The organism is Promicromonospora sukumoe 327MFSha3.1 (assembly GCF_000385135.1).
GTDB classification, from domain to species: domain Bacteria; phylum Actinomycetota; class Actinomycetes; order Actinomycetales; family Cellulomonadaceae; genus Promicromonospora; species Promicromonospora sukumoe_B.
Genome location: NZ_ARQM01000010.1, coordinates 584,564 through 607,320, shown reverse-complemented (window position 1 = coordinate 607,320; position 22,757 = coordinate 584,564). Strand labels below are relative to the sequence as shown.

Below are 22,757 nucleotides of genomic sequence, written 5' to 3'. Positions count from 1 at the left end.
GCGGAAAGAGGGCTTGCGAGGTGCTCGTCAACGCTCGGGATTCTCTCCTGTCGCTCTTCCCGTCGCCTGTTGCGACGGGCCGGTCTTCCTCCCGAGGCACCGTGCGCGCGGAGCGCGGTTGCCGGGCCAGCACGCGGAAGGTGTAGAGCTGATCACTCTTGGCCTGGGCACGGATGCTGGCCGAGGTTCTCCCAGCAGGCAAGAACCATGAGGTCGGGGCCATCGAGCACTCTGCATCTCCAAGAATTTCTGCACAAACACACATCCGCCCAACCTGCGGAAAGTCAATGTCGAGGAGTGCCACAGTTTTGTGTCACCACCCCCCTGAGGTGACACAAAACTGTGGCGCATGCCCCCGTTCGAACGTCGAGTGTTGGCAATCGAGGCCACGGTGCCGGCCCAAGTTCGCACGGAGGGAGCATGGCCATGCATGTACTCAGTGACACCCTCTGCCTGCACGAGGGCCAGGGCGGAAGCAACCAGCCTCGGCCCCACAGGGCACCCGGTTTCGGAGCAGGCGCACTCACGAACGCCTCGAGCTCATGATCAACGAGAGCTCCCCCACCCCCTCAAACAGGCTCGTCAAGAGACTGTGCACCTCTCGGGTCCAGTTCAGCATTCGTTCGACACCAGGTGGTTCCGTTCGCCCGATGTGTCCAGCGAGGATAGGAACGCCGTCGTTCATCCGGCGGTCGCGTTGACCCACAGCATGAGAAGTTCGGATGCCGCATGATGACTACGCACGACCCGTTCTACGGAGAACGCAGTGGGGTTCGCCCGCGCGTCGCAGGGGGAGCCCATGTCGAGAACGATCCAGCGCTGGACCGGGCGCGAGTCTCGAGCGCTACGCCACGCGTTGCGGTTGAGCGTGCGTACGTTCGCGCAGCATCTAGGTGTCAGCGACCGGGCCGTGTCCAAGTGGGAAGCCGATGATGGAGCCCGCGCACCAGGCCCGGAGTCTCAAGCCATCCTCGACACCGCCTACGGGCGCGCAGAAGCAGGTGTGCAGGAGCGGTTCTGGGAATCGCTTGGGGTACCGATCGCCGTCCTCTCCCCCACCACGAGCGGGTTCGCCATCGTTCCGGATCTGGAGCCGGCCTTGATCGCCCGCCCTGATGTACTCCAGACGCTCGTCGCCATGATCGGTGAGGCGGCGGAGGCTCCAGGCGCGCAGACCATCTGCGTGGCCGGACCTGGCGGGTTCGGCAAGACGACCCTTGCGACGCAGGCAGGTCATGCGCCGTCCGTTCGCGATGCCTTCCCGGAGATTCTCTGGGTCGAGACAGGCGAGAACTGCACGCCTGGGCGGATCACTCACCTGATCTCCGACCTGTGTTTCCACCTCGACGGCACCCGGCCTGAGCTCTCCGATCCGGAACAGGCAGGGTTCCACCTGGCGAGGGTCATCGGTGAGCGCCGGCTGCTTCTGGTCGTGGACAACGTCTGGTCCGGGGCAGACCTGGCACCGTTCCTGATGGGAGCGCCGAACTGCGTCCGGCTGGTCACGACCCGGAACGTCCGGGTCGCACCGAGCACCGCTCGAGTGACGCGGTTGGGCCCGATGCGCGCGGACCAGGTCGCCGAGCTCCTGCAGCGCACCATCCCGGCAGCTTCCACTTCCTCGCTCCTGCCGCTGGCGGACCTCTGCGGCGGCTGGCCGCTGCTGGCCAACCTGGTCGGTGCGAGCGTGAGCAGCGATGTCGTTGCCGGTGCGCATCCTGAGCACGCAGTCGACGTGGCACGAGACGCGCTCCGAACGCATGGCCCGCAGGCCTTCGACATCTGGGACACCGACCAGCGCAAGGTAGCCATCAGCCAGGTCATCTCCGCGACACTCCGCGCTCTCGACGAGAACGTGCGCATCCCGGGAGGAAGCGACCTGAGCGAGCGGTATGTCTCGCTGGCTGTCTTCCCGCCGGCGACACCAATCCCGTTGGAGGCCCTGACCCGATGGTGGGGCCACTCGTACGGGTGGTCGCCCGTCGCGGTCCGGCAGTTCTGCAAGGTCCTCGCCGACCGGTCGCTGCTCAGCGCCTACCGGGCCGATCAGGACGTCGTCGTCCTGCACGACGTCTTCCGCGCGTATCTGCTCAGCCTGGTCGCTCAGTCGCTGCCGGGGCTGCACAGGTCGTTCCTAGAGGCGGCCAGGCCGCCGTCCGGCTGGTTGGAGATGCCCCGCGCTCGGGTCTACGAGTGGGCGAACCTGGCATTCCATCTCTACGAGTCCAGAGACCATGAGGCGCTGGCCCATCTGCTCAGCGATCCGCGGTATGTGATCGCCAAGGCGACCGTCAGTGGAGCGCACGCCTTGCGCGCCGACCGTGACCTCGCGTTGGCCGCCGGTCACGACAACGCCGGCGAACCTGTCGTCGAGGCGTTGAAGAGGGCTCAGTTCCTCACGTCGCAGGGCTACCTCCTGCATGGCCAGCAGACCGAGCAGGACATGGCCAGCACGCTTCTCGTAGCCCTGTCCCGGGTGGGAGAGGAAGCGGACCAGACCCTCCTCGGGATCACCCATTCCGCCGGCACCTCACTTCCGTGGGCAGCCGGCGTCGAGGACCCGGACCTCCCCGGTCATGTGGGTACGGTCGTGTCCGTCGCTGCTCGCGAGAACCTGCTCGTCTCCGGCGGCGAGGACGGCACCGTGAGGTTGTGGGACCTAGCCGCACGAACCCTGATCCGGTCGCTGCGGGGCCACACCGGATGGGTGCACGCCGTCGCGATCTCGCCCGATGGCAGCGTGATCGCCTCGGCCGGCGAGGACAACGCCATCCGTCTGTGGTCGACGGCTGACGGGACACAGATCGGAATCCTGCCGGGTCACGACAAGCGGATCCGCACGCTGGCGTTCCTCCGTCGCGGCGGCGAGCTCGTGTCCGGCGCCGAAGACGGGCTGGTGCGGGTCTGGGACCTGGCCGCCCTGGTTCTCGCTCGACAGACGATGACGCGCGGCACAGGCATCTGGTCGCTGTCCGTCTCCGACGACGACACGCTCGTGGCCGCCAGCGGCGAGGACGAGTACGTCCGCCTCTTCGACCTACGCGATGGCGAGCTGCTCGCCGAGAAGGCTCTGCACCGCAGCTGGGTCAGGTCGGTGACATTCCTTCCGGGGCAACCGGTGCTCGTCTCGGCGTCCGCCGACGGCACCGCCCGCACCTGGGACGTCAGCAGCAGGCAACTTGATCCAGCGGAAGTCCTGGACGCCGACGGCGAGCGCCTGCGTGCCCTCACAATCTGGGACGGTCACGTCGTGACTGCCGGTGAGGATGCCGCTGTCACCGTCCACGGTGACGCGCGGCTGCGGGCGCGGATGCCGGCCGGGGTCAACTGGGTCAGGACTATCGCGTCGACGCGACACGGGATCGTGGCCGGCTGCGAGGACGGCGGACTCCGCATCTGGCGACCCGAGGACGGGTCCGTCCTGGAGACCCTCGCTGAGGGACGTAACACCGTGTGGTCGGCCGCCTTCACCGGAGGGGACGGCTCGGTGGCTCTTGGTCGCGCTGACGGCACCGTGCGCTTGCTCGACGCCGCGACCGGGCAGGAGACGTCGCGTCTTGCGGCGGGTCATGGTCGGGTCTGGGCACTGGCCGCGGCCGGCCCCTACCTCGCGGCGGCCTGTGGTGATGGGCACTTGCGTGTCTGGAATGCCGGGGAGCAGATCCTTGAACTGAACGACGACGTGGTTCTTACCTGGGCGGTTGCCATCACCGAGGACGGCTCGCTCATGGCTGCCAGCGACACGAACGGGCATGTGCGCGTCTGGTCGTTGCCGGACGGGAAGCTGCGCTGGGATCAGGATGCCAAGGCAGGGCGCGTCCGCTCGCTCGCCGTGTCCGCCAAGGCGGACCTGGTTGCTGCGGCGGGCGGTGATGGCGTGGTCCGCACCTGGACGCTCAGCACAGGGGAGGAACGTGGTGACCTTCCGGTGCCAGGTTGGGCGCGGACGGTCACGTTCGATCCTTCGGGGGCGCGGCTGGCCGTCGGCGCGGGCAACGGTGACATCCACGTTCATCGGATGGGCGTGCCCGTTGCCGAGGCCGTACTGCGAGGGCATCGAGGCCGGGTCCTGATGCTCGGCTTCTCCGAGGACGGTTCGTGGCTCGCGTCGACCGCGGCCGACGGGACGGTCCGGCGCTGGGCGCTTGATGACGCCGGCACTCTGCCAGGGCGGAGTGCGGTGCAGGTGCGCGTGGACGCCAGCGGCCAGTGTGCCGCATTCGATCCCCGCACCGCGAGCGTTGTCGTCGGCAGCGCCGGCGGGACCACTCTGTTGACATTGCGTGAGGATGAGCGAGGAATCAGGGAGTGACCATCGACGACGACCAGGACCATCCCTCAGCCGCGGAAGCCATCTTGTCGAACGTGCCTGGCTCTTTTCCCTGGGGCGTGCTGACCCAGAGGCACCCCGACCTGATCGCGACAGTCCGCCGGCTCGTGCCCTACCCACCTGACATCCAGACGTCGCTCGACCAGTTGCTGGTGACCATCGCCGGCGCCATTCCGCCGCTCCCGGCCGACGCCCACGACCACGCGGTGTGGCAGGAATGGGCCGCCCCGTATCTGGATCGTTCCTGGCTCGATGTTCCGTTCCTGTGGGCCGAGTCCTACTTCTACCGCCTACTGCTGGAGGCCACCGCCTATTTTGGTTCGGGCCCCTGGGCGGGGATCGACCCGTTCGCCCCGCAGAAGAACGCGGAGCTCGACACTCCGGACCTGGCCCGCGACCTGGCAGACCTCGACCGTCTTGTCACAGCACCCGACCAGGTTGGCCTCGCCACGGCGCTGATCGCTTCGCTGTGGGGAAACCGGGCGGACCTCGGGTTCCGGATGTCCGATCCGTCGGCCCAGAACAAGGAACAAGTCGACGACCTCGTCGCCGACGACTCGGCAGTGCTGTGGCGCCTCCTGGATGCAGGGGCACCGAACCAGGTGCACCTCGTCGCAGACAACGCGGGCCGGGAGCTTACCGCCGACCTCGTCCTGATCGACCGGCTCCTCGCGACCGGGCGCGCTGCAACGGTGACGTTGCACCTGAAGCCGCATCCCTACTATGTCTCCGACGCCACGACCGCCGACCTGCTCCAGGTACTCCGACGTCTGGAGGCTGCGGCCGGAGCCGCCGCCAGTATCGCCGATCGGCTCCGTGCCGCAATCAGTGACGGACGGCTTCAGGTACACACCCATGCGTTCTGGTGCAGCCCTCTGGGCTTCCACGGGCTGCCAGCCGACCTGACCACCGAGCTGGCCGAGGCAACCGTCGTGATCATCAAGGGCGACCTCAACTATCGCCGCCTCGTCGGCGACGCCCACTGGGCACCCACAAGCTCGTTCGAGAGCCTCACGTCCTATTTCCCCGCGCCGCTGGTCGCGCTACGGACCCTCAAGTCCGACGTCGCCGTCGGCGTGGACGTGGACCGCCTGGCGCACCTGGAAGCCACCGCGTCCGGATGGCGTACGGACGGCACGCACGCAGTCATCCACGTCCGGCCCTGAACTCACCGCCCCCGAAGCCCGTCCTCCCGATCGGAGGGCGGGCTTCGTCGTGCTGCAGGTTCGACGTGTTCGACGGCCGTTCGGCGGCGATGCACCGGCCGATCGTTTTTCGTCCGCGCCGCTAAGACGACGCTGGTGGTCACGGCGACGCAAGGTCGGCGGCCCGGATGTCTGGGCGGAAGCAACCACTGGAGAGAGGCCGATCCGGATGGACAGCGCAACCACGTCAGAGAAGATCGAACGGGACCTCGTCGTCCTGCACCGATCCGCCACGATCATCGAGGCATTCCGCAGCGAGAACGAGCAGAGCGACGGCCTGCTACGTCTGGCCGGGCACCTGGCGAGCCAGCACCAGCGCCAGTGGGACGCCGAGACCATCAGCCGGGACACGACGGCCGCGGATGCGACGGTCGCCGCTTCCAAGCGCACGATCGACTCGCTGAACACCGCCCGGGTCACCGTCGTCGAGCAGATCGATGATTACGTCGCCTCCTGCTCCACGGCACCCGACGACGCCCCGCTGCACACCGAGACGGTCGGGTCGGTGATCGACCGGCTGGCGATCGCCTGGGTGCGCGCGAACAAGCTGATCGATGCCGGCGCGAAGGATCGTGCCCGCCAGGCACTGCACCAGTTGCGTGAGCTCGCCGCGGCCTACGACGACCTGGTTCGGGATGTGACTGGTGGAGCTCGTCGGGTTCCCGCCTGGCGCCACCTCAAGCAGTACCAGGCGGCATCATGAGCGCGGCGGCCGTGGCTCACCCACTGAGCCTTTCCCTCAACGGAGTCGACAACGTCGGCAAGACCGCACAGCTCTCCTGGCTCGCGCGAGCGATCGACGGGGCACATCACGTCGGTTCGGCCGACAAGTGGCACCGCCGTTGGGCCGACCTCGCGGGTGACGGCTTCGCCCAGTGGTGGTTCCAGGACTCGAGCACTTCCGAGCACACCGCCTTGATGTTCACCAGCCACGTCGCGCGCCGTGAGGCAAGCGGCCCGCTGGCCCTGGAGGACCGCGGCCTCCCGATGATCCTTGCGGCGTGCGCAGCGACCTCTGCGGTCAAGGACGGGCTGGCTCCTCATGACGCACTCGACGAGGTCACCCGCATCACGCGCGACCTGCCCCAGCCCGCGCACCGGCACGAAGTGCACCTGCTGTTGCGGCGCCACAGCGACCCAGCACAGGAGGCGACCATGTCGCTCCAGCGCGAGGTACAAAGCGTCGGCGACCGATACCGGGCCTATCAGGAAGCACTCGCCCAGGTGCTCGCGATCCAGGTCGAGCGGGGGGCCTACGACATGGTGATAGATCAGCGTGACGCTCCGATCCTCGACGTTCAGCGGGCCATCCGTGCCCGGATCGCCGACATCGGAGTAGCGGTCGATTCGCTGCCCGACCCACAGCTGGACCGCGTCTGGGTGTTGGGCGGTATGTCGGAGTCCGGCAAGAGCACGGTCGGCGAGCTGCTGCGCGACGAGCATGGCGTGGCCCGGCTCAAGATTGGCTACCTGCTTGAGGTCGCCGCGCTCCGCGTCGGGCAGGACGACCCATACGCCTGGTCCGAGGCAGAACAGGCCGGACGCCTGACCGAGGAGATCCTGCGTTTCGCCTCCGCGACCAGGGCGAGGAGCATCAGCCTGGAGAGCGCCCACCGCTTCGAGCAGACCGCCAGCCTCCGCAAGACGTGGGGATCGCGCTGCCAGGTCGTCTACGTGGATGCTGGACCAGAAGCCCGGGCCGATCGCGCCGCAGAGAGCCGGGCCGAGCTTCGGGAACGGGATGCCATCAAGCTGAGCCGAGGCGCCGGCCGCATCCTCGAGGTCGCCGACCACGTCCTGGACAACTCGGGGCCGCTTAGCACCCTCAAGTTCGCCGTCGGATCCATGGTCCGCAGTATGCACACCACGCGTGTGACGCCACCCTCGTGGCGCCCGCGCAGCGACGAGGAGTGGCTGCGGAAGGCCACTCAGGTGCTCGCCGACGACGCCGTCGCACTGGTGATGGCGACCGGCAGTACAGGGACCCGGCACTGGGTCGAGGAGTGGAGCGACGTCGACCTGCTCGTCGTGCGCGACGAGCTCTCTGCCGAGTGGCTTCGTCAGGCCACAGCAGACCTGACCAGGCCCGGCTTCAAGGTAGCGCTGAGCGCTTTCACCGTCGCCGATCTAGCGGCGCACCGTGTACCACCCAGAGTCGTCCATTCGCTCCGAGGCGCACGGACAGGCGTGGGTGTGCTGCACCGGCGCCCGGACTTCGCGATCCCGCTGCCGACCCATCGAGAAGACGACGCAGCTAGCCGGGGCGAGCTCGGCCTCGTCCTGATGAACACACGCCGCCTGCTAGCCACCGACGACCTCGACACCCGCGCCCTCTACAAACATCTGGTGATCGTCGGCCGGATCCTGCTCCGTGCAGACGGAATCGATGCCCGGACTCCCCCGCTGGTGTTCGAAGCCCTCGCCGACACCCACCCCCGTCTGCGGTGCTTGCCGCCTTCTCTCGACGAGGTAGTCGCTGACCCGAACAGCACGGACATCCAGGCGCAGCTCGTGCTAGCCGCCGAGAACCTTCTGCACTACGTCGACTCGATCGGAAGGACCGCCCCATGACCGTCACCGGCTCCGCTGCTTCGTTCACTGCCCAGCGCGTACACAGGCTCGGAGTCCCCGAGCACGCCCGAGACGTCCGTATCGTCCACGACCTCGACGGGATCCTGGATCAGGTCGCCCCCGAATCACTCATCGCCACGGGCGACGCACTCTGGGACCGATGGGCGCACGACCCCGCGTTCGTCACGCCCGACGTTCTGCTCGGCCTGGACGCCGGAGGCATCCTCCCGACCGTTGCGGTCGCTCTTGCCAGCGGTATCCCCTATCGGCTTGCGTGGAAGCTCGACCTCGATCTGCCCCACAAGGCTCAGTTCTCCGAGCCGCACGCCCGCCGCACCGACGTCTACACCTACGGCGACCTGCGCGGGCAGCGCGTCCTGATCGTCGACGACGAGATCACCACCGGGCGCACCCTGGCCAACCTCGTCACTGTGCTCCGGGCGCGCGGTGCCGACGTGACCGGTATCGCTTGCCTGATCGAGGACACGTCTGGTGATGCACGAGCCGTCATAGAAGACCTGGGAGTGCCGCTGTGCACGCTGACACGCATCTGAGCGCCGTCCATCCGCTCGCCCCGGTCACGGCCTTCGGTGGACGCACGGTGGTTCGTCGAGAGGATGCCCCGTTGGGCCGGGTTCTGCCCTACCGGCGCGGCCGCCACACAACTCTCCCCACCAGGGTCCGGGCAGCGACGCCGGGATGGAGCGTCGATCTCGGTGCCGGTGGGCTCGGAGACGTGCTGCTCGCCCTGGGTGCCGTCACCGCGTTCATGGACGCGTTCCCCGCCGGCAGCCCGACCTATCGCGGCCCGCGGCCGGAGCTCTTCGCCCGGTGCCACCTGCCACTGCGCACCGTCCGGGACCTCGGTGCGAGCATCGTGAGCGCTGAAGGCCCCGGACAGTACACGTTCAACGCAGTCCCGGAACGACCGCCTACGTGGCTCGACCGGCGGGACGACGATCTCCTCGAGGTCCACGCTGCCCTGCCGATGCGCTACTACCTGGAGGTCGAGCAGTGCCTTGGCCGTGAGCTGCCTCGCGCGTCCGCGCCACTGCCCACGTTCACCGGCACCGGCGCGCTTGATCCCTGGCACGTCGTCTTCGTTGCGGCAACGAGCATGCCCGATCGCAAGGACTTTGGACCGGACGGGTTCGAGGAGGTCGCCCAGTACCTCGCCGACGCGCGTCCCGGCCCGTGGCGGTTCACCCTCCTCACCGGCAATGACGCCTCATCGACTCGTGCACCGACTGGCCTCGAGCTGGTCGCCGGCCTCGATGCCGCCGACTGTCTCGACGTGTTCGCCACGGCAGGGCTGGTCATCGGCAACGACACCGGCCTGACGCACCTCGCGGCCCTCACCGAACGCGCAGACGGTACGTCCCCGCAGGTCATCGGCCTGTACGGGCGTCACCCCCACACGAAGTGGACGACCGGCCGGAGCAACCATCACGGCGTGGCCACGCCGTTCTCCCAGATGCTCGCCCAAGCCGACCGGTGCCCCGTCCGTGACCAGCTCGACGACACGGTCTGGGGCAATGCCTCGGACCTGCGCCAGGTACCACCGGCGACAGTCGCGCGTTTCGCGCTGCAGAAGCTGGCCGGGAGGTGACCCTCATGCCCCGGATCTCCAACCACCGCCGCTACACCCGCAACCACACCTGGCACCTCGACGTCGCCGGATGGCCGCTGTTCGTCAAGGCCAACCCCAACCGTGCCGAAGCACGCCAAGAGCTGACCGGGCACGCCGCGATCGAGGCCTACTACCCGATCCCCGCGCTTCGGTGGGCCGGATCCGCGGGCCCCTGGGCGGTCCACGTGTTCGATCGGTCGCTCCACCGAGACGAGGGCGGCAGTCTGCTGGTCGACGAGATCTCACGCGCCGAGACCACGAACGACCGCGCGCGGCTCGACATGTTCCTGGACGACATCTTGACCTACTACCGAGACACCCTTCTGAGCACAGCCAGGCACATCCCCGCCCGCCGCGTCGTCGGAAAGCTCTACGGAGACCGCCTGCGCACGAGCGGACGAGTCGATCAGTACTACGGCAGGTGCCCGCCCTGGCCGCTGCGTTCGGGCGAGGTCGTGCCCGCTGGCCTTCGCATGGAAGTGAACGGTCGCCCCCACATGGTGGACTTGCCTTCGATCGTCGAACGCCTCCGCGCCGACTTCGCCGCCGACCGGCGTGTCTGGGCAGCGATCTCGCAGGGCGACCCGACCGACTTCAACATCGGCTGGTCACCCCGCTCGGGTCCGGTGTGGTTCGACTACGACACCGGTGGCCTGAACGCCGTCGCCGGCGAGTTCGCCTGCTTCCTGATGTACCAGGTGCTCCACGGGGCATGGCTCACCCCGCGGTACAACCGCGATGCCTTCGACGATCACCCCGAGGCCCTGCACAGCTCCGTGTTTCACCGTCCGCGGATCTACACCGAGCAGTCGGACACCGGCCTGGCAATCACCTACGCCTTCGACCCTGGGGCTGTCCGCACCCACGTGGTCGGCCGCTATCTCACCGAGGTCGTGCGACCGGTCGCGGAGGCGCTCGGTGTCCGGGACCTCTGGGCCTGGTTACGCCCGTATCTCATCGCACGCGTCCTGGGTGTCTACGACATCACGCGCCTCGACGGCCCCGATGTCGCGCTGTCGCTCGCCCTTCTCGCACAGCTCGCCGATGACGACGTCAGCCCGACCGTCCCGTTCCCGTGCTTCGCCACCACATCGACAGGAGCGCCCCGATGAACCCACCACGACCGGTCGCGATCATTACCGGAGCCGGCGGCGGCATCGGCGTAGCGATCACCGCACGCCTCGCGCCCCGCTACGACCTGATCCTGACCCACCTCAGCGACGACGCCGAGTTCTCCCGCGTCACGGCTGAGGCGGACAGGAACGGCGCTGCGGTCAGCACCGTCACCGGCGACCTGACGGAGACCGCAACGATCGACCGGCTGCAAGGTCTCATCGACGAACAGCATGAGCGGGTCACCGTGCTCGTCTCGAATGCCGGCGCCTATCCCCGCATCCCGTGGGTTGAGCACGACGGCGACACCTTCCGCCGACAGATCGACGTCAACCTCACGACGCACGCCGCCGTCGCGCACCTGGCCACTTCCGCCCTGAGGGCCAACGAAGGTGGACGAGTCGTCGCGATCTCATCGGTCCTGAGCCAGCTCGGCCGGGTCGATCTCGCCGGGTACATCGCGGCGAAGGCCGGGCTGGAGGGCTTGGTCAGAGCGCTGGCCCGCGAGCTCGGACCGGACGACGTCACCGTCAACTGCGTCCGTGCTGGATCCATCGAGGTACCCGCAGAGCATGCGGTGGTCGACGATCACGAGGCGATGGTCGTCCGGCAGCTCGCTCGCCAGGCAATCCGACGGCGAGGCGTGCCAGACGACGTCGCCGGTGCCGTGTCGTTCCTGCTCTCCGAGGACGCTGCCTTCATCACGGGGCAGTGCCTCACGGTCGACGGCGGGTGGCACCTGTCGTGAGCGCTACCGTCACCTGGATGCGGCACGGAATCTGTGCCGACGGCTTCCACCGCCCGGACGCTCACGCACGTCCGCGAAGCCTGCTCACACGCCTCGGAGCACGACAGGCGGAACGCACAGCCCAGACTCTGCGGAAGTCCGGGATGGCCGACGGAGTGATCGTCTCCAGCACGCTCCTGCGTGCCCGCAGCACCGCCCGGATCGTCTCCGAGCTGACCGGGCTAACGCTGTCCCCTGCCGACTCGACGTTCGACGAGTGGCGCGCACCAACCTGTGTACTAGGCAGGTCACCGGCGCAGTACCCGGACGTCTACGTCGAGTGGCGGGGCAGGAGAACCGCAGACCCAAGGAGTGCGCTGCCCGGCGGCGAGAGCCTCGACGAGTTCCACGGTCGCGTACGCCGGGCGATGGCCACCGCCGACCTCCTGGCGGAGGCCGGCCGGCCCGTCGTCGTCGTGGCGCACCGCCTCCTGATCGGTGCCGTCGCGGCGATCAGCGCCGGCACCGACGATCCGGTAGCCGTGTTCGACCACGCACGGCACTTCGAGCTCCGTCCGGCGAAGTCATGGACCCACGAGAAGAGAGGCACTCCCTATGTCCACGCATGACGAGACCCTGCTGCCCCACGAGTCTCCTCGTGAGGCCGAGACCCGCGGAGCCCTTGCCGAGCACCTCGCGGTCACCCCGATACCGCCCGACGAACTTGTCGACAACATCGCGCTCTATCTGCGGCGGCGGCCATTGGCCGATGTGCTCGCCATGGATGCTCTGTACCGCATCGTTCGGGACGTCCCTGGCGTGATCATGGAGTTCGGCGTCCACCGCGGCCGGCGCATCGCCACCCTCACCGCGCTGCGCGCCGTCCACGAGCCGTACAACCCTCACCGCAGGATCATCGGCTTCGACACCTTCACCGGGTTCCCCGACGTCAGTGCCCACGACACCACGCGCAGCGCCATTCCCGGGCGATTCGAGCTGGGCAGCGAATACCCGGACCACCTCCGCGCCGTCCTGGACGCCCACGAACGCGACGAACCCCTGGGACACATCCGCCGGACGCTTCTCGTGCAGGGTGACGTACGCGAAACCCTGCCGCAGTACCTTGCCGACAACCCGCAGACAGTCATCGCGCTCGCGTACTTCGACCTGGACCTCTACGAGCCGACCCTGGCAGCACTCAGCGCGATCCGCCCCTTTCTCACCCTGGGCAGCATCCTGGCGTTTGACGAGCTGGCCCACGCCAAGTGGCCGGGCGAGACGTCCGCGCTGCGCGACTGGCTCGGCACGGACGTCTCGGCCCTTCGGACCATTCCCGGGTTCGCGACACCTGCCTACCTGAGGTGGGAGGGCCGGCCTCTGTGACCTGGGCTGGCAAGGGCACAACGTCCCAACGCTCTCGGGCAGAGCTCAGACGGCGAAACCAGCCTCGGCCAGGAGCGCGTCCCGGTTCGCGAGCACGAACTCTTTGAGCACCGCGGGCTTGAGGTCGATCACTTCCAGCGAGCCGTCGCTCAAGGGCACGTAGTCCAGGTCATACCCGCCACGCTCCGGCTTGGTGAACTCCGACCCGTAGCGCTCGGTCAGGTTCAGCGACGTCAGCCGTGCAACGAAGAAGTGCTGAATCGCGACGCCCGCGTCAGTGGGGTCCGAGGCGAGAAACACCTGCTGATAGCCGTCAGCCGTCGCGCCGAGCTCCTCGGCCAGCTCACGACGCAACGCATCCTCGACGGAGGGGTCGGATTCCTCGACTCCGCCACCGGGAGAGGTCCAGTACGGATCCTGACCAGGCTTGGTCCGCTTGATCAGGACCATCCGCCCCTCGTCGTCGATCACGATGCCTCGTGCCCCTCGACGCCCCACTGCAACAGCCTCCGCAACGCCCATGTGCGATCCCTTTCGTCACCGGCGGGCGGATCTCGCACCGCCCACTTACCTGGCAGACAACCAACGCTATCCGTGCGCGGCGCGACGAAGCCGCTGCTGAACGTGGTGTGCGTCGGCGGTTCGACGCATGTTCAGCACGTCAACCCACAAGGAGAGATTTCGAGCCGTACCGTCTTTGACGATGTCGAACACACGATCGACTCCCAGGGAGTTCAGTTGACGCAGACCGAGGCGCGCACGACCAGTCAGCCCGAGGCAGCACCAAGTTCCGAGGACTTGCGCGAGGCCATGATCGCCGAACTCATCGAGACCGGGTTCCTCACGGATCAGGCGGTCGAGGCCGCGTTCCGCGCTGTCCCGCGTGAGGTCTTCGCACCAGCAGGCACCCCGGTGGACCTCCCGTACGCGATCCACGACGCCCTGCGGACGCGGTTCGGCGACGACGGCAAGGCCCTGTCCTCCCTGTCCGCGCCAACGATGCACGCGGGCAACCTCGCGCAAGCCCGGATCCAGGAGGGCCAGCGCGTGCTGGAGATCGGGTCCGGCGGCCCCAATGCCGCCATGCTCGCCCACCTTGTCGGGCGTACCGGCACCGTGGTCAGCGTCGACATCGATGAAGACGTCACAGCCCGCACCCGCACCGGCCTCGAACAGCTGGGCCTGACCGACCGGGTCGAGGTCATCACGGCCGATGCCGCCGAACCCCTCGGACGCGGTGTGTTCGACCGGATCATGGTCACCGTCTCTCCCTGGACCCTCCCACAGACCTGGGTCGGGCAGCTCGCACCCGGGGGAATCCTGATCGTCCCCCTCCAGATCGCCCCGGGACTCCAGCGCATCATCGGGTTTCGCGAGCAGGACGGGACGACTGGTCTCGGAGTCGACCGTGCCCGGCGGATTCGTCCCGCTGCAGGGCACTGAGTTGTTCACCCCGCCCTCAGCCCGGTTGACAGGCCCATCGGGGAAGCCAGTCACGTTCACGTTCCCGGGCAACGAGATCCCTCAGGGGTTCGGGGTCTCGGACGACGTCCTGGCATCCGACCCGGTCGAGGCCTGGTCCGGCGTGATCTACAAGAACCGCACGATCTGGCTCGACCTGCTCACCTGCCTCCTGGTCCAACCGGATGCTTGTGCGATGGAGGCGGAGGACCCGGCCGATCGTGGCTCGGAGATGTCGTTCTACCCTGCCCTTGTCGACGGGGCATCGTTCGCGGCACTGCACCGCCGTTCGGCCGCCGAGACGACACTTGAAGTCGGCGCGATCGGCAAGGGCCCTGACGCGACCCGCCTCACCCAGAGGCTCGCGGACACGATCTCGCACTACGGTGCCCACCACCGCGGCACCAAGCCGACCTTCGAGTGGTGGCCCACCGGCACAGAACCCGACGACATCCCGCCGACCGCGTCGGCGCTGACACGACCACACGGCACCTTGACAATCAGTTGGCCGACGGCCGAGCAGCCATGACATCTCGTTCTACGCGCCAGCCAGCTCACTGGGAACTCACCATCGACGACGCCGGCACGAACCTCGGCACCCCGCCATGACCATCGGAGACCGGTCCGCTCTGAGCGCGGTCCAGCCGACCTTCGGACTCCGGGTCCGTTGGGAGGACCTGGAACTGCGCCTGCCCGACGACAGCGAGCTCCTCGCTCTCGCCAGTCTCGCCGCCAGTGGCGTGCACAACCTCGATGTCGTGCCGTTCTCCTGGCCCTGGACCCGTGGCACCAGCGAAGAGGTGAGCCGGAACGTTCTCGCGCACCAATGGCGAAACCGGGGGCGGGCCGACGCCGACGACTGGGTGCTCTCGCTCGCCCTGTTCCGCGGCGGCGCGATCATCGGAGAACAGCAGATCTCCGCGAAACACTTCCCGGTCACTCGGTCTGGACTGACCGGTTCCTGGCTCGGGCTCCGGTACCACGGCCAGGGCATCGGCACCCGGATGCGTCTCATGGCGCTACATCTCGCCTTCGAAGGCTTCGGTGCCATGGAGTTGATCAGCGATGCCTACGAGGACAACCCTGCTTCGAACGCCGTCTCCCGCCGACTCGGGTATACGGTCAGCGGAACCCGATTCGCGGCCCGAGAGGGACGCTCGGTTCTCGAGACCAGATACCGCATGACCCGCGAGCAATGGAACTCGCGTGGTGACGGGCTGCGCGCAGAGATCACGCTCGAAGGCCTTCCGCCGGTTCGCCAGCTGCTCGGAATGACTCGGCCGGATTAGCTATTACTCCGACGACGGGGCTGGGATCAGCGGCTGGGTCAGATGTCTCTCAGACACCTTCCACAAGAACGACGCGGAAGATAGCTCCCTTGAACCGGTGCTCCGCCGCAGCCTTGTAGGCGGGACTGTCGTACCACGCACGCGCTGCGGTCGTGGTCGGGAATTCGATCACCACGACCCCCTCGGGCGCGGCGCCTTCGAGTACCTGCTGCTCACCATAGGCGGCGAGAATCTTCGCGTCATGCCCCTCGAACGACTTCCCTACATTCTCCAGGTACGCGTCGACCTCGGACTGGTCGTGCGTGCTTTCCTTGAAGAACACGGCGTAAGCACTCATGGCGGGGCCCTTTCGAACGGCTTCTGGCGATGGTGTCGTTGAGGCGTCCAGTCATCAATCCATCTCACGCCTGTGAGCGCCGAGCATAGCGACTGGTCAGAGATGCCGATCGCGTCGAGTCACCGCAAGACAGCGATCGGGAGCTCGACGATCTCCGTTCGCTGCACGATCCCCCTCCCAGCATCAGCCCCACCACACCCCACTGATCGCGATCACCACACCGATCAGCGCGAGCACCCCGTAGAACGGCAGGATCGACCACGACCTCCAGACGCTCCAACCGGGCAGCCATGCCCTGCGCGCGGCTGCCAGCCGGCCTGGCCGCGAACCGGGCCGAGCCGAGACAGCAACTCCGGAAGGATCCAGCGAGAACGCCCTGATCGGCGCAGCGTTCCGCGCGACGGCGTCGTAAAGACGCCGGTACTCACGCTCGACGCGCAGGTAGTTGGCGTCGATGTACATGAGCAGGAGCACCGTGGCCAGCCCGAGCAGCGTCAGGCCGGCGGACCGCTCGGTCACGCCGAACCCGTACAGGGCGGTGACCACCGGGAGCAGCCAGGTCTTCACGTTCGCTGAGGCGCCGGCCATGCGGGTCACGACGGCCTGGACGAGCTCGAGATGCTTGCGACGGTCCTCACCGCTCGGCTCGTCACCCACAGCCACCCCCGTCTGGCATGCCTCGCGCAGCAGCGCCCACGCCTCGTCCTTCTCGGGCTTCGAATAGTTCGTCTTCGCGGGCCAGATGCGCCCCATCGCGTCCCCGGCCCGTCTCGGCACGAGGTGCACGTGCAGGTGGAACACCGTCTGCGTGGCGGCCGCACCGTTGGACTGGATGACGTTGAGACCCTCGGGATGGAGCACCTTTCTGACGACGCCGGCGAGCCGGACGCAGACTCGCCCGAGATAGGCGGCCTCGCTCTCGTCGAGCATCCAGATGTCCGGCACATGACGGCGTGGAACGACGAGGACGTGCCCGACGACCGCAGGCCGGGTCGGGAAGAAGGCCACCACGTGTTCGTCCTCGTAGATCACGCGGGCGGCCGGATCGTCCCCGCGAACGATCCTGCAGAACGAGCACCTGTCGGACGTCGTCAAGGTCGGCACCTCTCCGCGCGGGGCAGGGCACGGGCGTCACCGCCGACCGTGTCCCGGATGTCACCTTCGCGACGATCCTTCCAGACGCTTCGCGTGACGGAAACACGTGCCGAAACACATGCCACCGCGTGGTGGCGCCGGACGACGCCGGTCGGGGAGGATGGCGGCCACCAGGCATCTCCACCCAGGTCAGAGGAGTGCGATGACGCGGGACGTGTACGAGTTCGCCCAGGTCTTCAACGAGTCGCAGGCGTCGGACATCACCTACGTAGCGCCGGCCGAAGCACAACGCCTCAAGGGGTCGCTCGTGACGCCGGGTAAGCACGTCACCCTCGTCGGACCGTCCGGGAGCGGCAAGTCGACCGTCGCCGAGCGAGCGCTCGCAGCAGCCGGGTTCGACACCGACCGCGTCCTCTCCTTCAACGCGCGGGCCCACACCAGTGCGCAGAGCATCTTCACCGTCCTGGGCGCCGAGCTCGGCGTCGGGCGGACGGTGAAGGCGGTTGAGCCGAGGCTGCGGGACTTCGACCTGATCAAGATCGAGGACGTCCACCGCCTCTCGCTCAAGGCGCGCACCCAGCTCGCCTCGCGCCTCAAGCTCTGGCACGAGAGCGGCATCCGCTTCTTCATGATCGGAATCGCCAAGACGAGCGACGCCATCCTCGGCCACGACCCGGAGCTCGCGATCCGGAACGACACCTGGTACCTGGGCACGCAGAGCGACGCCTTCATGGACACCCTCATGACACAGGGGGAACTCGCCCTCAACATCCGGTTCGACGAGGCGAGCCGGGGCGCGGCGATCAGGGCCGCCAGGGGGTCGCCGTCGATCTTCCAGGCGATCTGCCGCGCTGCCTGTGTCGAGGCCGACGTGATGCGGACAGTCCCGGAGCCGCGGCAGGTCGCCATCGACCTGGCCGTCGTTACCCCCCAGATCGCCAAGCAGTTCGACGGTCGCTACATCCGCAGTCTCGTCCACCTGACACAGGGGCGGCGTTCTGTGCATGACGTCTACTTCAAGCTCGTCCAGCGCGCCGCGGCCAGCCCGGGATTCCGCACCGCCTACAAGGAACTGGACGCCGCAGTCGTCGGAATCGCCGACCCGGCCGACAGAGGCCGGGTCAGGAGCGCGTTCAACCGCGCTGTCGACATCCTCCCGACCTTGATCGAGGAGAGCGGCCTGGACGAGACCTTGACCTACGAGCACCGGACCCTGCGGATCGACGACCCGACGTTCCGCTTCTACCTCGACCACCTCGACCTCACCCGGGTCAGCTCCGGGGTGGTCCCCCGTCGACGCAAGTACGAGTACGACGTGGCGGTGTCGTTCGCGGGGAACGACCGGCCGGTCGTCGACAAGTTCGTCGAGGTGCTCGAGGAACGGCACATCAAGGTCTTCTACGACTACAACCAGCAGGCGGAACTCTGGGGGAAGGACCTGCGCCGCGGGCTCGCCCGCATCTACGGGGAGCAGGCACAGTTCATGATCATCTGCCTCTCCGACGACTACCCCGAGCGCGACTGGACGACGTTTGAGTACGAGGTCGGACGGAACGCGGCGAGCAAGCGTACCGAGGAATATCTGCTGCCCCTCCTCGTCGGGAATCGGCCACCCATCGTCGGACTGCCCGCGACCTTCGGCTTCCTCAGCCTGCAGGACCAGCCGATGGAGAAGGTCGCGGATTTCGTGCTGGAGAAGCTCGCCGCGGCGCAGGAGATCTCCCCGAATGCCCTTCGGCTACGTCGGGCGCCCTGACATCGACGGCGCTGGCCGGTCGAACAGCTTCTATGTTCCAGACACGCTCCCAGAGTTCCTTCGCGAACGTGCGATCAACGAGATGGACGAGACGTTGCTCAGGTTGCAGAAGGCCGGTAACGAGGTGATGGAGGGTGGCGGTGTGGTCGAGCTGACGACGAACAGCACGAAGGCTGCCGGGTTCATCGAGTCTCGGATGAAGGAACTCGGAGTCCGAGGCTATGTTCGGATCGTCCCGGAGTGATTGGAGACCCATGACAGACCTTCTGGTGGCAGTAACCCCGGGCGAGCACAGGTTCGACCCCGACCAGATCGCCGCTGCCGCTGTTCGGCGATGGCCGTCCACCGACGACGTCGACATCACGGGTCCTGAACTCGCTGACCTGGCCCGCCTGCTGAGCAAGCAGCTCACCATCGGTGACGGCCGGCATGTCGTGGTGGCGAACTTTCACGCGGACAATCAGGCCATCGGGGTGGAGGGCGACGACGACCTCGAAGCCGAGTTCATCGCCCTCCTGACCCAGCACACAGCATTCCCGGACGACGGGATCGTCGTCGTGCACTGGGCCGACGACATCGTCGCCCTCCGGCCAAACATGACGCCCGATGAGGTCAACGCACTGCGCGGTTAGGAACCCATCGCATCGACGACACGCACGTCTGAATCGTCCTCACTCGCCGTGGCGGACGAACATGCGGATGTCGTCGAGAGCGTTCGCGGCATTGCCAGCGGCCTCACGGTCTTCGAGCAGTTCCTGCAAGACCGGCATTACTTCCTCAAGGTCGATCTGCCCGTGCACGCGAACGAGGTGTCCGACGGCCAGTGCCGCAATCGAGCGGACCGAGCCGTCCACGTCCCGCATCAACTCGATGAGTTGGCGTTCCATCCATTTCCGGTCCAGCTCGGTCGAGGCAAGCGCGATCGCCGCTTCACAGATGGCAGGCACGTCACGATCCGTTCGTGCCCGATCGAAGTCGCTTCGATCGAGAGGAGTCGGCTGGCGGTAGATCCGCTTCACCGGATTCCCCGTTCGAAAGCCCGGCACCCCTGCAGTCCCTGTCACCGCGGCGTCCCGAGACTCCCCGAAGGGAGCCACTCGACGTCCCAGCCATCCTCGGTCACGCCGAGCTCGAATTCGCTCATGCCGGCGAACCACCAGTCACCGATCGTAACCAGGGAACCAAGCTGTCCCCCGCAGATGATCGCGATGATCGAGCCGCTCTCGTCCGCTTCGGCAACGACGAACTTGCCCGTGTACGGGCCAGCGGTGAAGCGGGCGTCTCGCCGACTCATCGAACTCACTGCAGGAATCGACATGCTCCTACTGCTCCGTGTTCCGCGTGGCGGCACCTTGACCGACCGCACGGTCGCAGAACGCCTGGAAGTCAGCCCACCCATCTCTGAACTCGATCGCCCAGCCCGGCCGCACGAGGTCGCCCCACGACGGGTCGCTCAGGTTCAGGTCCACGAACGCGGCCTGCAGCCTGTCGAGGATCTCCGCGACCGAGCCGAGCGGCGCCGGCTTGTAGTCGTGCGGGATCTCCTCGATCGTCATCCCGGGTGGTGCGTTGAACAGGCTGATGTCCCAGCTCATCGTGCGGCTCCTTGTCGTTCTCTCGCAACGACACGCACCGTAGCGGCACCCGCCGACATTCCCGGCTCTGCCTGCCAGAACACGGTATGCCACCCGTCCGCAACGGCACCGCAGCCTCGTTGGTCGGAGGGAGCGCGGTAGAAGGCGTCGTCGTCGTACGCAACGCTGTCGTCGGCACCACGTGGAAGGTGTCGAGATAGGTCTCGTCGTCGCTGCCGATGGTGATCAGACGCAGTCCCAGGTCAGGCGGCCTTCGAGTGTGTAACGGGAGAGGAAGACGTAGGCGGTGCCACCGCCGAAGTTCAGCGCGTACGGATCGTCGTCGATTCCTTCGGCGCCGTCGAGCTGGAGGAAGAACCTCCACGACATGCTGTCAGGCGGGACTGCGGGGAGGTGCGGCTGCCAAAATACCGGTGCGCCACCAACGTAGCTGCGGGTCACGTCGGCGCTCTCGTCGACCTCTTCGTCGGGATCGAGGTACAGCCCGCGCCGTTCGGCGTCGCCCTCTGCGACCTTCGCATCGAGGATGCGGTCCGTGGCCGGGTCTAGGGGTGTGAGGTCGACGTGCAGCTCGACCGGTACCTCATCGTCCCAGGTGGGCCCACGGGTCCACAGCGTCGGACCTGTGGCGGTATCGGCCGTGCGCACGACGTCGGGCACGCGGCCGCCGGGTTGGATGATGACGGCGTTCTCTCCCGCCTCGGAGTCCCAGGTCTCGCGCAGACCGGAGCCCTCGGCAGACATGAACAAGTACGCGATCCGGCCATCACTCTGCGGAACGGGAAATTGCCCGATGAACATCATGGGGGCACCGTCGGTCCGCGACAGCGGCCATTGCGGCGTTTCGAGCCAGACCGGCTGTCCCCCGAGCTTTGCTTCGGCCGTGGTGATGGGTTCTGCAGCGGGACGGAAGAACATCCCCAGGCGCGGGGTAAGCCACGCATCGCACGCGCCGGCGACCTTACTGGTGAGCTGCTGCACGGACGTCATCCTGCCGCAAGCGTGAGACCCTCCCGGCACTCGAGGCGATGCTCGGGCGCGGCTCATGGGACCCGGCCACAGCGGATATGTATCTGCAGCGTTCACGTGCGGATGGCACCGGCAGCAGGAGCAGCTCTGCCAGTGTTCCGGTACCGCCCGGCCCTACCTCCCGAGGCTGCCTGAGCAGGGGTGAAGCAGCGTCCGATCGTCCAGCGCAGCGGTGTCGGTCACGGGTGCTAGGTTCCGGCGCATGACGCTACCGAAGCTGGTCGAGACCACTCCTGGAAGGTTCTCGTTGCTGCTGCACGCCGGGACGACGCCGGTCGACGCACTGGTCGAGGAACTCGGGCACGAGCCGAACGGATACTTCTGGGAGGGCGTCGCGCGCAGGCTGATCGCTACCGAGGCTCCTTCGCTCGAGAGCCGGTTCAACTACGACCCGGAGGGCGACATGTTCTGCGCCTACGGCGAGGACAAAACCGCACTCGAAGCGTTGGGCGAACTGATGGACGGCGTCGCCACGGACGACAGCAGGATGCGGAGCCTGGTCACTGCAGCCGATGCGGACGGGTTCGACTTCGACGACTAAGCGGCGAGAGATCCACGCCGCCCGGCGAGGCATCTTGCGGGCTGAGACTGGAACCGGCAGATGCAGGGCGGCTGCGGGAGTTGGGTGCACACCGGTGATATAGAGCCGGAAAGCGCGAAAGGCGCTCTCATGTCGCACATCAGCCGACCACCCACTTGGTCCCGCTGGCCGATACCGCCAAGCTCTCCACGTGTCCGTCAAACGCCGCATCACCGCACCGCCGACAGCACTCACCTAATTTTGCCCGCAGGCCCTGGCTTCTACGGGCAGCCATCACGAGAGTCCTACCACCGCCCAGAGATACAACAGCCCGAAAATGATGAACAACACACCGCCTGTGATGTGTCGCCTCCGCATGTCGAGTCCCAGCGGAGCCTCCAGAACGAGATCTCTCAAAGGCTCGGGGAAGAACCGATTGACGATGTATTCGTTGAACCTTCCGAGCGGCCGTGCGAACACAATGAAGAGGACCCCGGCCACAACGAATCCAGCGCCCGCAACGTACAGTTCAATGGGAACTGCCGTGTCCATCGGTACCTCCTGATCCGAGTTACGGCGCACCGTACCGATCATCGTCCCCTTCTGGTACTGCAGCACCACCGAAGCATCGGGGTGTCCACCACGCTGCATGAGCCCGGCCAAGATCGCCACCTCCTGCGCAATCCGGGTCAGCCCCCGTTTGCCGCAGGTCGTGA

General features: G+C 67.2%; 25 protein-coding genes and 1 riboswitch. Of the genes, 17 read left to right on the top strand and 8 right to left on the bottom strand.

Annotation, left to right across the window (positions count from 1 at the left end; translation table 11 throughout):
* Window positions 1-47: 47 nt before the first annotated feature.
* A riboswitch (SAM riboswitch) is annotated at window positions 48-164 on the bottom strand.
* Window positions 165-799: 635 nt separating this feature from the next.
* The 10 genes from H291_RS28960 to H291_RS0106435 all read left to right on the top strand — a co-directional run bounded on the left by H291_RS28960 (window position 800) and on the right by H291_RS0106435 (window position 12,959).
* On the top strand, window positions 800-4,312 hold the full coding sequence (locus tag H291_RS28960; RefSeq protein ID WP_033326246.1) for an NB-ARC domain-containing protein: 3,513 nt from the start codon (window positions 800-802) through the stop codon (window positions 4,310-4,312).
* Window positions 4,309-5,496 (top strand): damage-control phosphatase ARMT1 family protein, encoded by a 1,188-nt coding sequence (locus H291_RS0106475; RefSeq protein ID WP_020014164.1) that lies wholly within the window; start codon window positions 4,309-4,311, stop codon window positions 5,494-5,496. Before H291_RS28960 ends, H291_RS0106475 begins: the two co-directional genes overlap by 4 nt.
* 208 nt (window positions 5,497-5,704) lie before the next feature.
* Entirely contained in the window at window positions 5,705-6,238 is a 534-nt protein-coding gene (locus tag H291_RS28955; protein ID WP_020014163.1) for a DUF4254 domain-containing protein, read from the top strand.
* The gene (locus H291_RS0106465; RefSeq protein ID WP_157236746.1) at window positions 6,235-8,106 is read left to right on the top strand and encodes a hypothetical protein; all 1,872 of its coding nucleotides are present in this window, start codon (window positions 6,235-6,237) and stop codon (window positions 8,104-8,106) included. Before H291_RS28955 ends, H291_RS0106465 begins: the two co-directional genes overlap by 4 nt.
* Window positions 8,103-8,660, top strand: coding sequence for a phosphoribosyltransferase (locus H291_RS0106460; RefSeq protein WP_020014161.1), 558 nt, complete (start codon window positions 8,103-8,105; stop codon window positions 8,658-8,660). The genes H291_RS0106465 and H291_RS0106460 overlap by 4 nt, the downstream gene beginning before the upstream one ends.
* 182 nt (window positions 8,661-8,842) lie before the next feature.
* Window positions 8,843-9,715, top strand: coding sequence for a glycosyltransferase family 9 protein (locus H291_RS0106455; protein ID WP_020014160.1), 873 nt, complete (start codon window positions 8,843-8,845; stop codon window positions 9,713-9,715).
* Between the two features lie 5 nt (window positions 9,716-9,720).
* Window positions 9,721-10,848, top strand: coding sequence for a hypothetical protein (locus H291_RS28950; protein WP_020014159.1), 1,128 nt, complete (start codon window positions 9,721-9,723; stop codon window positions 10,846-10,848).
* Entirely contained in the window at window positions 10,845-11,597 is a 753-nt protein-coding gene (locus H291_RS0106445) for an SDR family NAD(P)-dependent oxidoreductase (RefSeq protein WP_026365467.1), read from the top strand. Before H291_RS28950 ends, H291_RS0106445 begins: the two co-directional genes overlap by 4 nt.
* A gap of 17 nt (window positions 11,598-11,614) precedes the next feature.
* Window positions 11,615-12,205, top strand: coding sequence for a histidine phosphatase family protein (locus H291_RS32315; RefSeq protein WP_157236745.1), 591 nt, complete (start codon window positions 11,615-11,617; stop codon window positions 12,203-12,205).
* A complete protein-coding gene (locus H291_RS0106435) occupies window positions 12,192-12,959 on the top strand; it encodes a TylF/MycF/NovP-related O-methyltransferase (RefSeq protein ID WP_020014156.1) in 768 nt (255 codons plus the stop codon). Before H291_RS32315 ends, H291_RS0106435 begins: the two co-directional genes overlap by 14 nt.
* A 45-nt stretch (window positions 12,960-13,004) precedes the next feature.
* Here the strand turns inward: H291_RS0106435 and H291_RS0106430 are convergent, their stop codons facing one another.
* On the bottom strand, window positions 13,005-13,481 hold the full coding sequence (locus H291_RS0106430; RefSeq protein ID WP_033325768.1) for an NUDIX domain-containing protein: 477 nt from the start codon (window positions 13,479-13,481) through the stop codon (window positions 13,005-13,007).
* 72 nt (window positions 13,482-13,553) lie between these two features.
* On the opposite strand from H291_RS0106430, the gene H291_RS0106425 reads away from it, so the two are divergent.
* The 3 genes from H291_RS0106425 (at window position 13,554) to H291_RS0106415 (ending at window position 15,709) form a co-directional block, all read left to right on the top strand.
* Window positions 13,554-14,402 carry a hypothetical protein gene (locus H291_RS0106425; protein WP_157236744.1) on the top strand — a complete coding sequence of 283 codons (849 nt, stop codon included), beginning with the start codon at window positions 13,554-13,556 and terminating at the stop codon, window positions 14,400-14,402.
* Window positions 14,368-14,949: a hypothetical protein gene (locus tag H291_RS0106420; RefSeq protein WP_026365464.1), complete on the top strand. Its 582-nt coding sequence runs from the start codon at window positions 14,368-14,370 to the stop codon at window positions 14,947-14,949. The genes H291_RS0106425 and H291_RS0106420 overlap by 35 nt, the downstream gene beginning before the upstream one ends.
* Window positions 14,950-15,025: 76 nt before the next feature.
* The gene (locus H291_RS0106415) at window positions 15,026-15,709 is read left to right on the top strand and encodes a GNAT family N-acetyltransferase (protein ID WP_020014154.1); all 684 of its coding nucleotides are present in this window, start codon (window positions 15,026-15,028) and stop codon (window positions 15,707-15,709) included.
* A gap of 49 nt (window positions 15,710-15,758) precedes the next feature.
* Here the strand turns inward: H291_RS0106415 and H291_RS0106410 are convergent, their stop codons facing one another.
* Together H291_RS0106410 and H291_RS0106405 are read right to left on the bottom strand one after the other, a co-directional pair.
* Window positions 15,759-16,046: a DUF1330 domain-containing protein gene (locus H291_RS0106410; RefSeq protein ID WP_020014153.1), complete on the bottom strand. Its 288-nt coding sequence runs from the start codon at window positions 16,044-16,046 to the stop codon at window positions 15,759-15,761.
* 183 nt (window positions 16,047-16,229) lie between these two features.
* Window positions 16,230-17,150 carry an HIT family protein gene (locus H291_RS0106405; protein ID WP_020014152.1) on the bottom strand — a complete coding sequence of 307 codons (921 nt, stop codon included), beginning with the start codon at window positions 17,148-17,150 and terminating at the stop codon, window positions 16,230-16,232.
* A 205-nt stretch (window positions 17,151-17,355) separates the two neighbouring features.
* Here H291_RS0106405 and H291_RS0106400 point away from each other — a divergent pair, with 205 nt between their 5' ends.
* The 3 genes from H291_RS0106400 to H291_RS0106390 are packed head-to-tail and all read left to right on the top strand — an operon-like array spanning window position 17,356 to window position 19,529.
* Window positions 17,356-18,897, top strand: a complete 1,542-nt coding sequence (locus H291_RS0106400; protein WP_232215998.1) for a TIR domain-containing protein — start codon at window positions 17,356-17,358, stop codon at window positions 18,895-18,897.
* Window positions 18,869-19,141, top strand: coding sequence for a hypothetical protein (locus H291_RS0106395; RefSeq protein ID WP_020014150.1), 273 nt, complete (start codon window positions 18,869-18,871; stop codon window positions 19,139-19,141). Before H291_RS0106400 ends, H291_RS0106395 begins: the two co-directional genes overlap by 29 nt.
* Window positions 19,142-19,151: 10 nt before the next feature.
* Window positions 19,152-19,529, top strand: coding sequence for a hypothetical protein (locus H291_RS0106390; RefSeq protein WP_020014149.1), 378 nt, complete (start codon window positions 19,152-19,154; stop codon window positions 19,527-19,529).
* Between the two features lie 39 nt (window positions 19,530-19,568).
* Here the strand turns inward: H291_RS0106390 and H291_RS0106385 are convergent, their stop codons facing one another.
* The 4 genes from H291_RS0106385 to H291_RS0106370 all read right to left on the bottom strand — a co-directional run bounded on the left by H291_RS0106385 (window position 19,569) and on the right by H291_RS0106370 (window position 21,473).
* Window positions 19,569-19,916: a hypothetical protein gene (locus tag H291_RS0106385; RefSeq protein WP_157236742.1), complete on the bottom strand. Its 348-nt coding sequence runs from the start codon at window positions 19,914-19,916 to the stop codon at window positions 19,569-19,571.
* Window positions 19,917-19,957: 41 nt separating this feature from the next.
* The gene (locus tag H291_RS0106380) at window positions 19,958-20,215 is read right to left on the bottom strand and encodes a hypothetical protein (protein WP_157236741.1); all 258 of its coding nucleotides are present in this window, start codon (window positions 20,213-20,215) and stop codon (window positions 19,958-19,960) included.
* Between the two features lie 4 nt (window positions 20,216-20,219).
* Window positions 20,220-20,492: a hypothetical protein gene (locus H291_RS28940; RefSeq protein ID WP_020014146.1), complete on the bottom strand. Its 273-nt coding sequence runs from the start codon at window positions 20,490-20,492 to the stop codon at window positions 20,220-20,222.
* 225 nt (window positions 20,493-20,717) lie between these two features.
* On the bottom strand, window positions 20,718-21,473 hold the full coding sequence (locus tag H291_RS0106370) for a hypothetical protein (protein ID WP_198012416.1): 756 nt from the start codon (window positions 21,471-21,473) through the stop codon (window positions 20,718-20,720).
* Between the two features lie 250 nt (window positions 21,474-21,723).
* Between H291_RS0106370 and H291_RS0106365 the strand changes: the two genes are divergently transcribed.
* Entirely contained in the window at window positions 21,724-22,062 is a 339-nt protein-coding gene (locus H291_RS0106365) for an Imm51 family immunity protein (protein ID WP_026365463.1), read from the top strand.
* Between the two features lie 273 nt (window positions 22,063-22,335).
* Here the strand turns inward: H291_RS0106365 and H291_RS0106360 are convergent, their stop codons facing one another.
* On the bottom strand, window positions 22,336-22,704 hold the full coding sequence (locus H291_RS0106360) for a hypothetical protein (protein ID WP_157236740.1): 369 nt from the start codon (window positions 22,702-22,704) through the stop codon (window positions 22,336-22,338).
* Between the last annotated feature and the right edge of the window lie 53 nt (window positions 22,705-22,757).

Bases quoted from the DNA above. Each gene is read 5' to 3' on its own strand.
- H291_RS28960 (WP_033326246.1), top strand. From the start codon at position 800: ATGTCGAGAACGATCCAGCGCTGGACCGGGCGCGAGTCTCGAGCGCTA.
- H291_RS28955 (WP_020014163.1), top strand. From the start codon at position 5,705: ATGGACAGCGCAACCACGTCAGAGAAGATCGAACGGGACCTCGTCGTC.
- H291_RS0106465 (WP_157236746.1), top strand. From the start codon at position 6,235: ATGAGCGCGGCGGCCGTGGCTCACCCACTGAGCCTTTCCCTCAACGGA.
- H291_RS0106460 (WP_020014161.1), top strand. From the start codon at position 8,103: ATGACCGTCACCGGCTCCGCTGCTTCGTTCACTGCCCAGCGCGTACAC.
- H291_RS28950 (WP_020014159.1), top strand. From the start codon at position 9,721: ATGCCCCGGATCTCCAACCACCGCCGCTACACCCGCAACCACACCTGG.
- H291_RS0106445 (WP_026365467.1), top strand. From the start codon at position 10,845: ATGAACCCACCACGACCGGTCGCGATCATTACCGGAGCCGGCGGCGGC.
- H291_RS32315 (WP_157236745.1), top strand. From the start codon at position 11,615: ATGCGGCACGGAATCTGTGCCGACGGCTTCCACCGCCCGGACGCTCAC.
- H291_RS0106435 (WP_020014156.1), top strand. From the start codon at position 12,192: ATGTCCACGCATGACGAGACCCTGCTGCCCCACGAGTCTCCTCGTGAG.
- H291_RS0106430 (WP_033325768.1), bottom strand. From the start codon at position 13,481: ATGGGCGTTGCGGAGGCTGTTGCAGTGGGGCGTCGAGGGGCACGAGGC.
- H291_RS0106415 (WP_020014154.1), top strand. From the start codon at position 15,026: ATGACCATCGGAGACCGGTCCGCTCTGAGCGCGGTCCAGCCGACCTTC.
- H291_RS0106410 (WP_020014153.1), bottom strand. From the start codon at position 16,046: ATGAGTGCTTACGCCGTGTTCTTCAAGGAAAGCACGCACGACCAGTCC.
- H291_RS0106395 (WP_020014150.1), top strand. From the start codon at position 18,869: ATGCCCTTCGGCTACGTCGGGCGCCCTGACATCGACGGCGCTGGCCGG.
- H291_RS0106390 (WP_020014149.1), top strand. From the start codon at position 19,152: ATGACAGACCTTCTGGTGGCAGTAACCCCGGGCGAGCACAGGTTCGAC.
- H291_RS0106380 (WP_157236741.1), bottom strand. From the start codon at position 20,215: ATGTCGATTCCTGCAGTGAGTTCGATGAGTCGGCGAGACGCCCGCTTC.
- H291_RS28940 (WP_020014146.1), bottom strand. From the start codon at position 20,492: ATGAGCTGGGACATCAGCCTGTTCAACGCACCACCCGGGATGACGATC.
- H291_RS0106365 (WP_026365463.1), top strand. From the start codon at position 21,724: ATGACGCTACCGAAGCTGGTCGAGACCACTCCTGGAAGGTTCTCGTTG.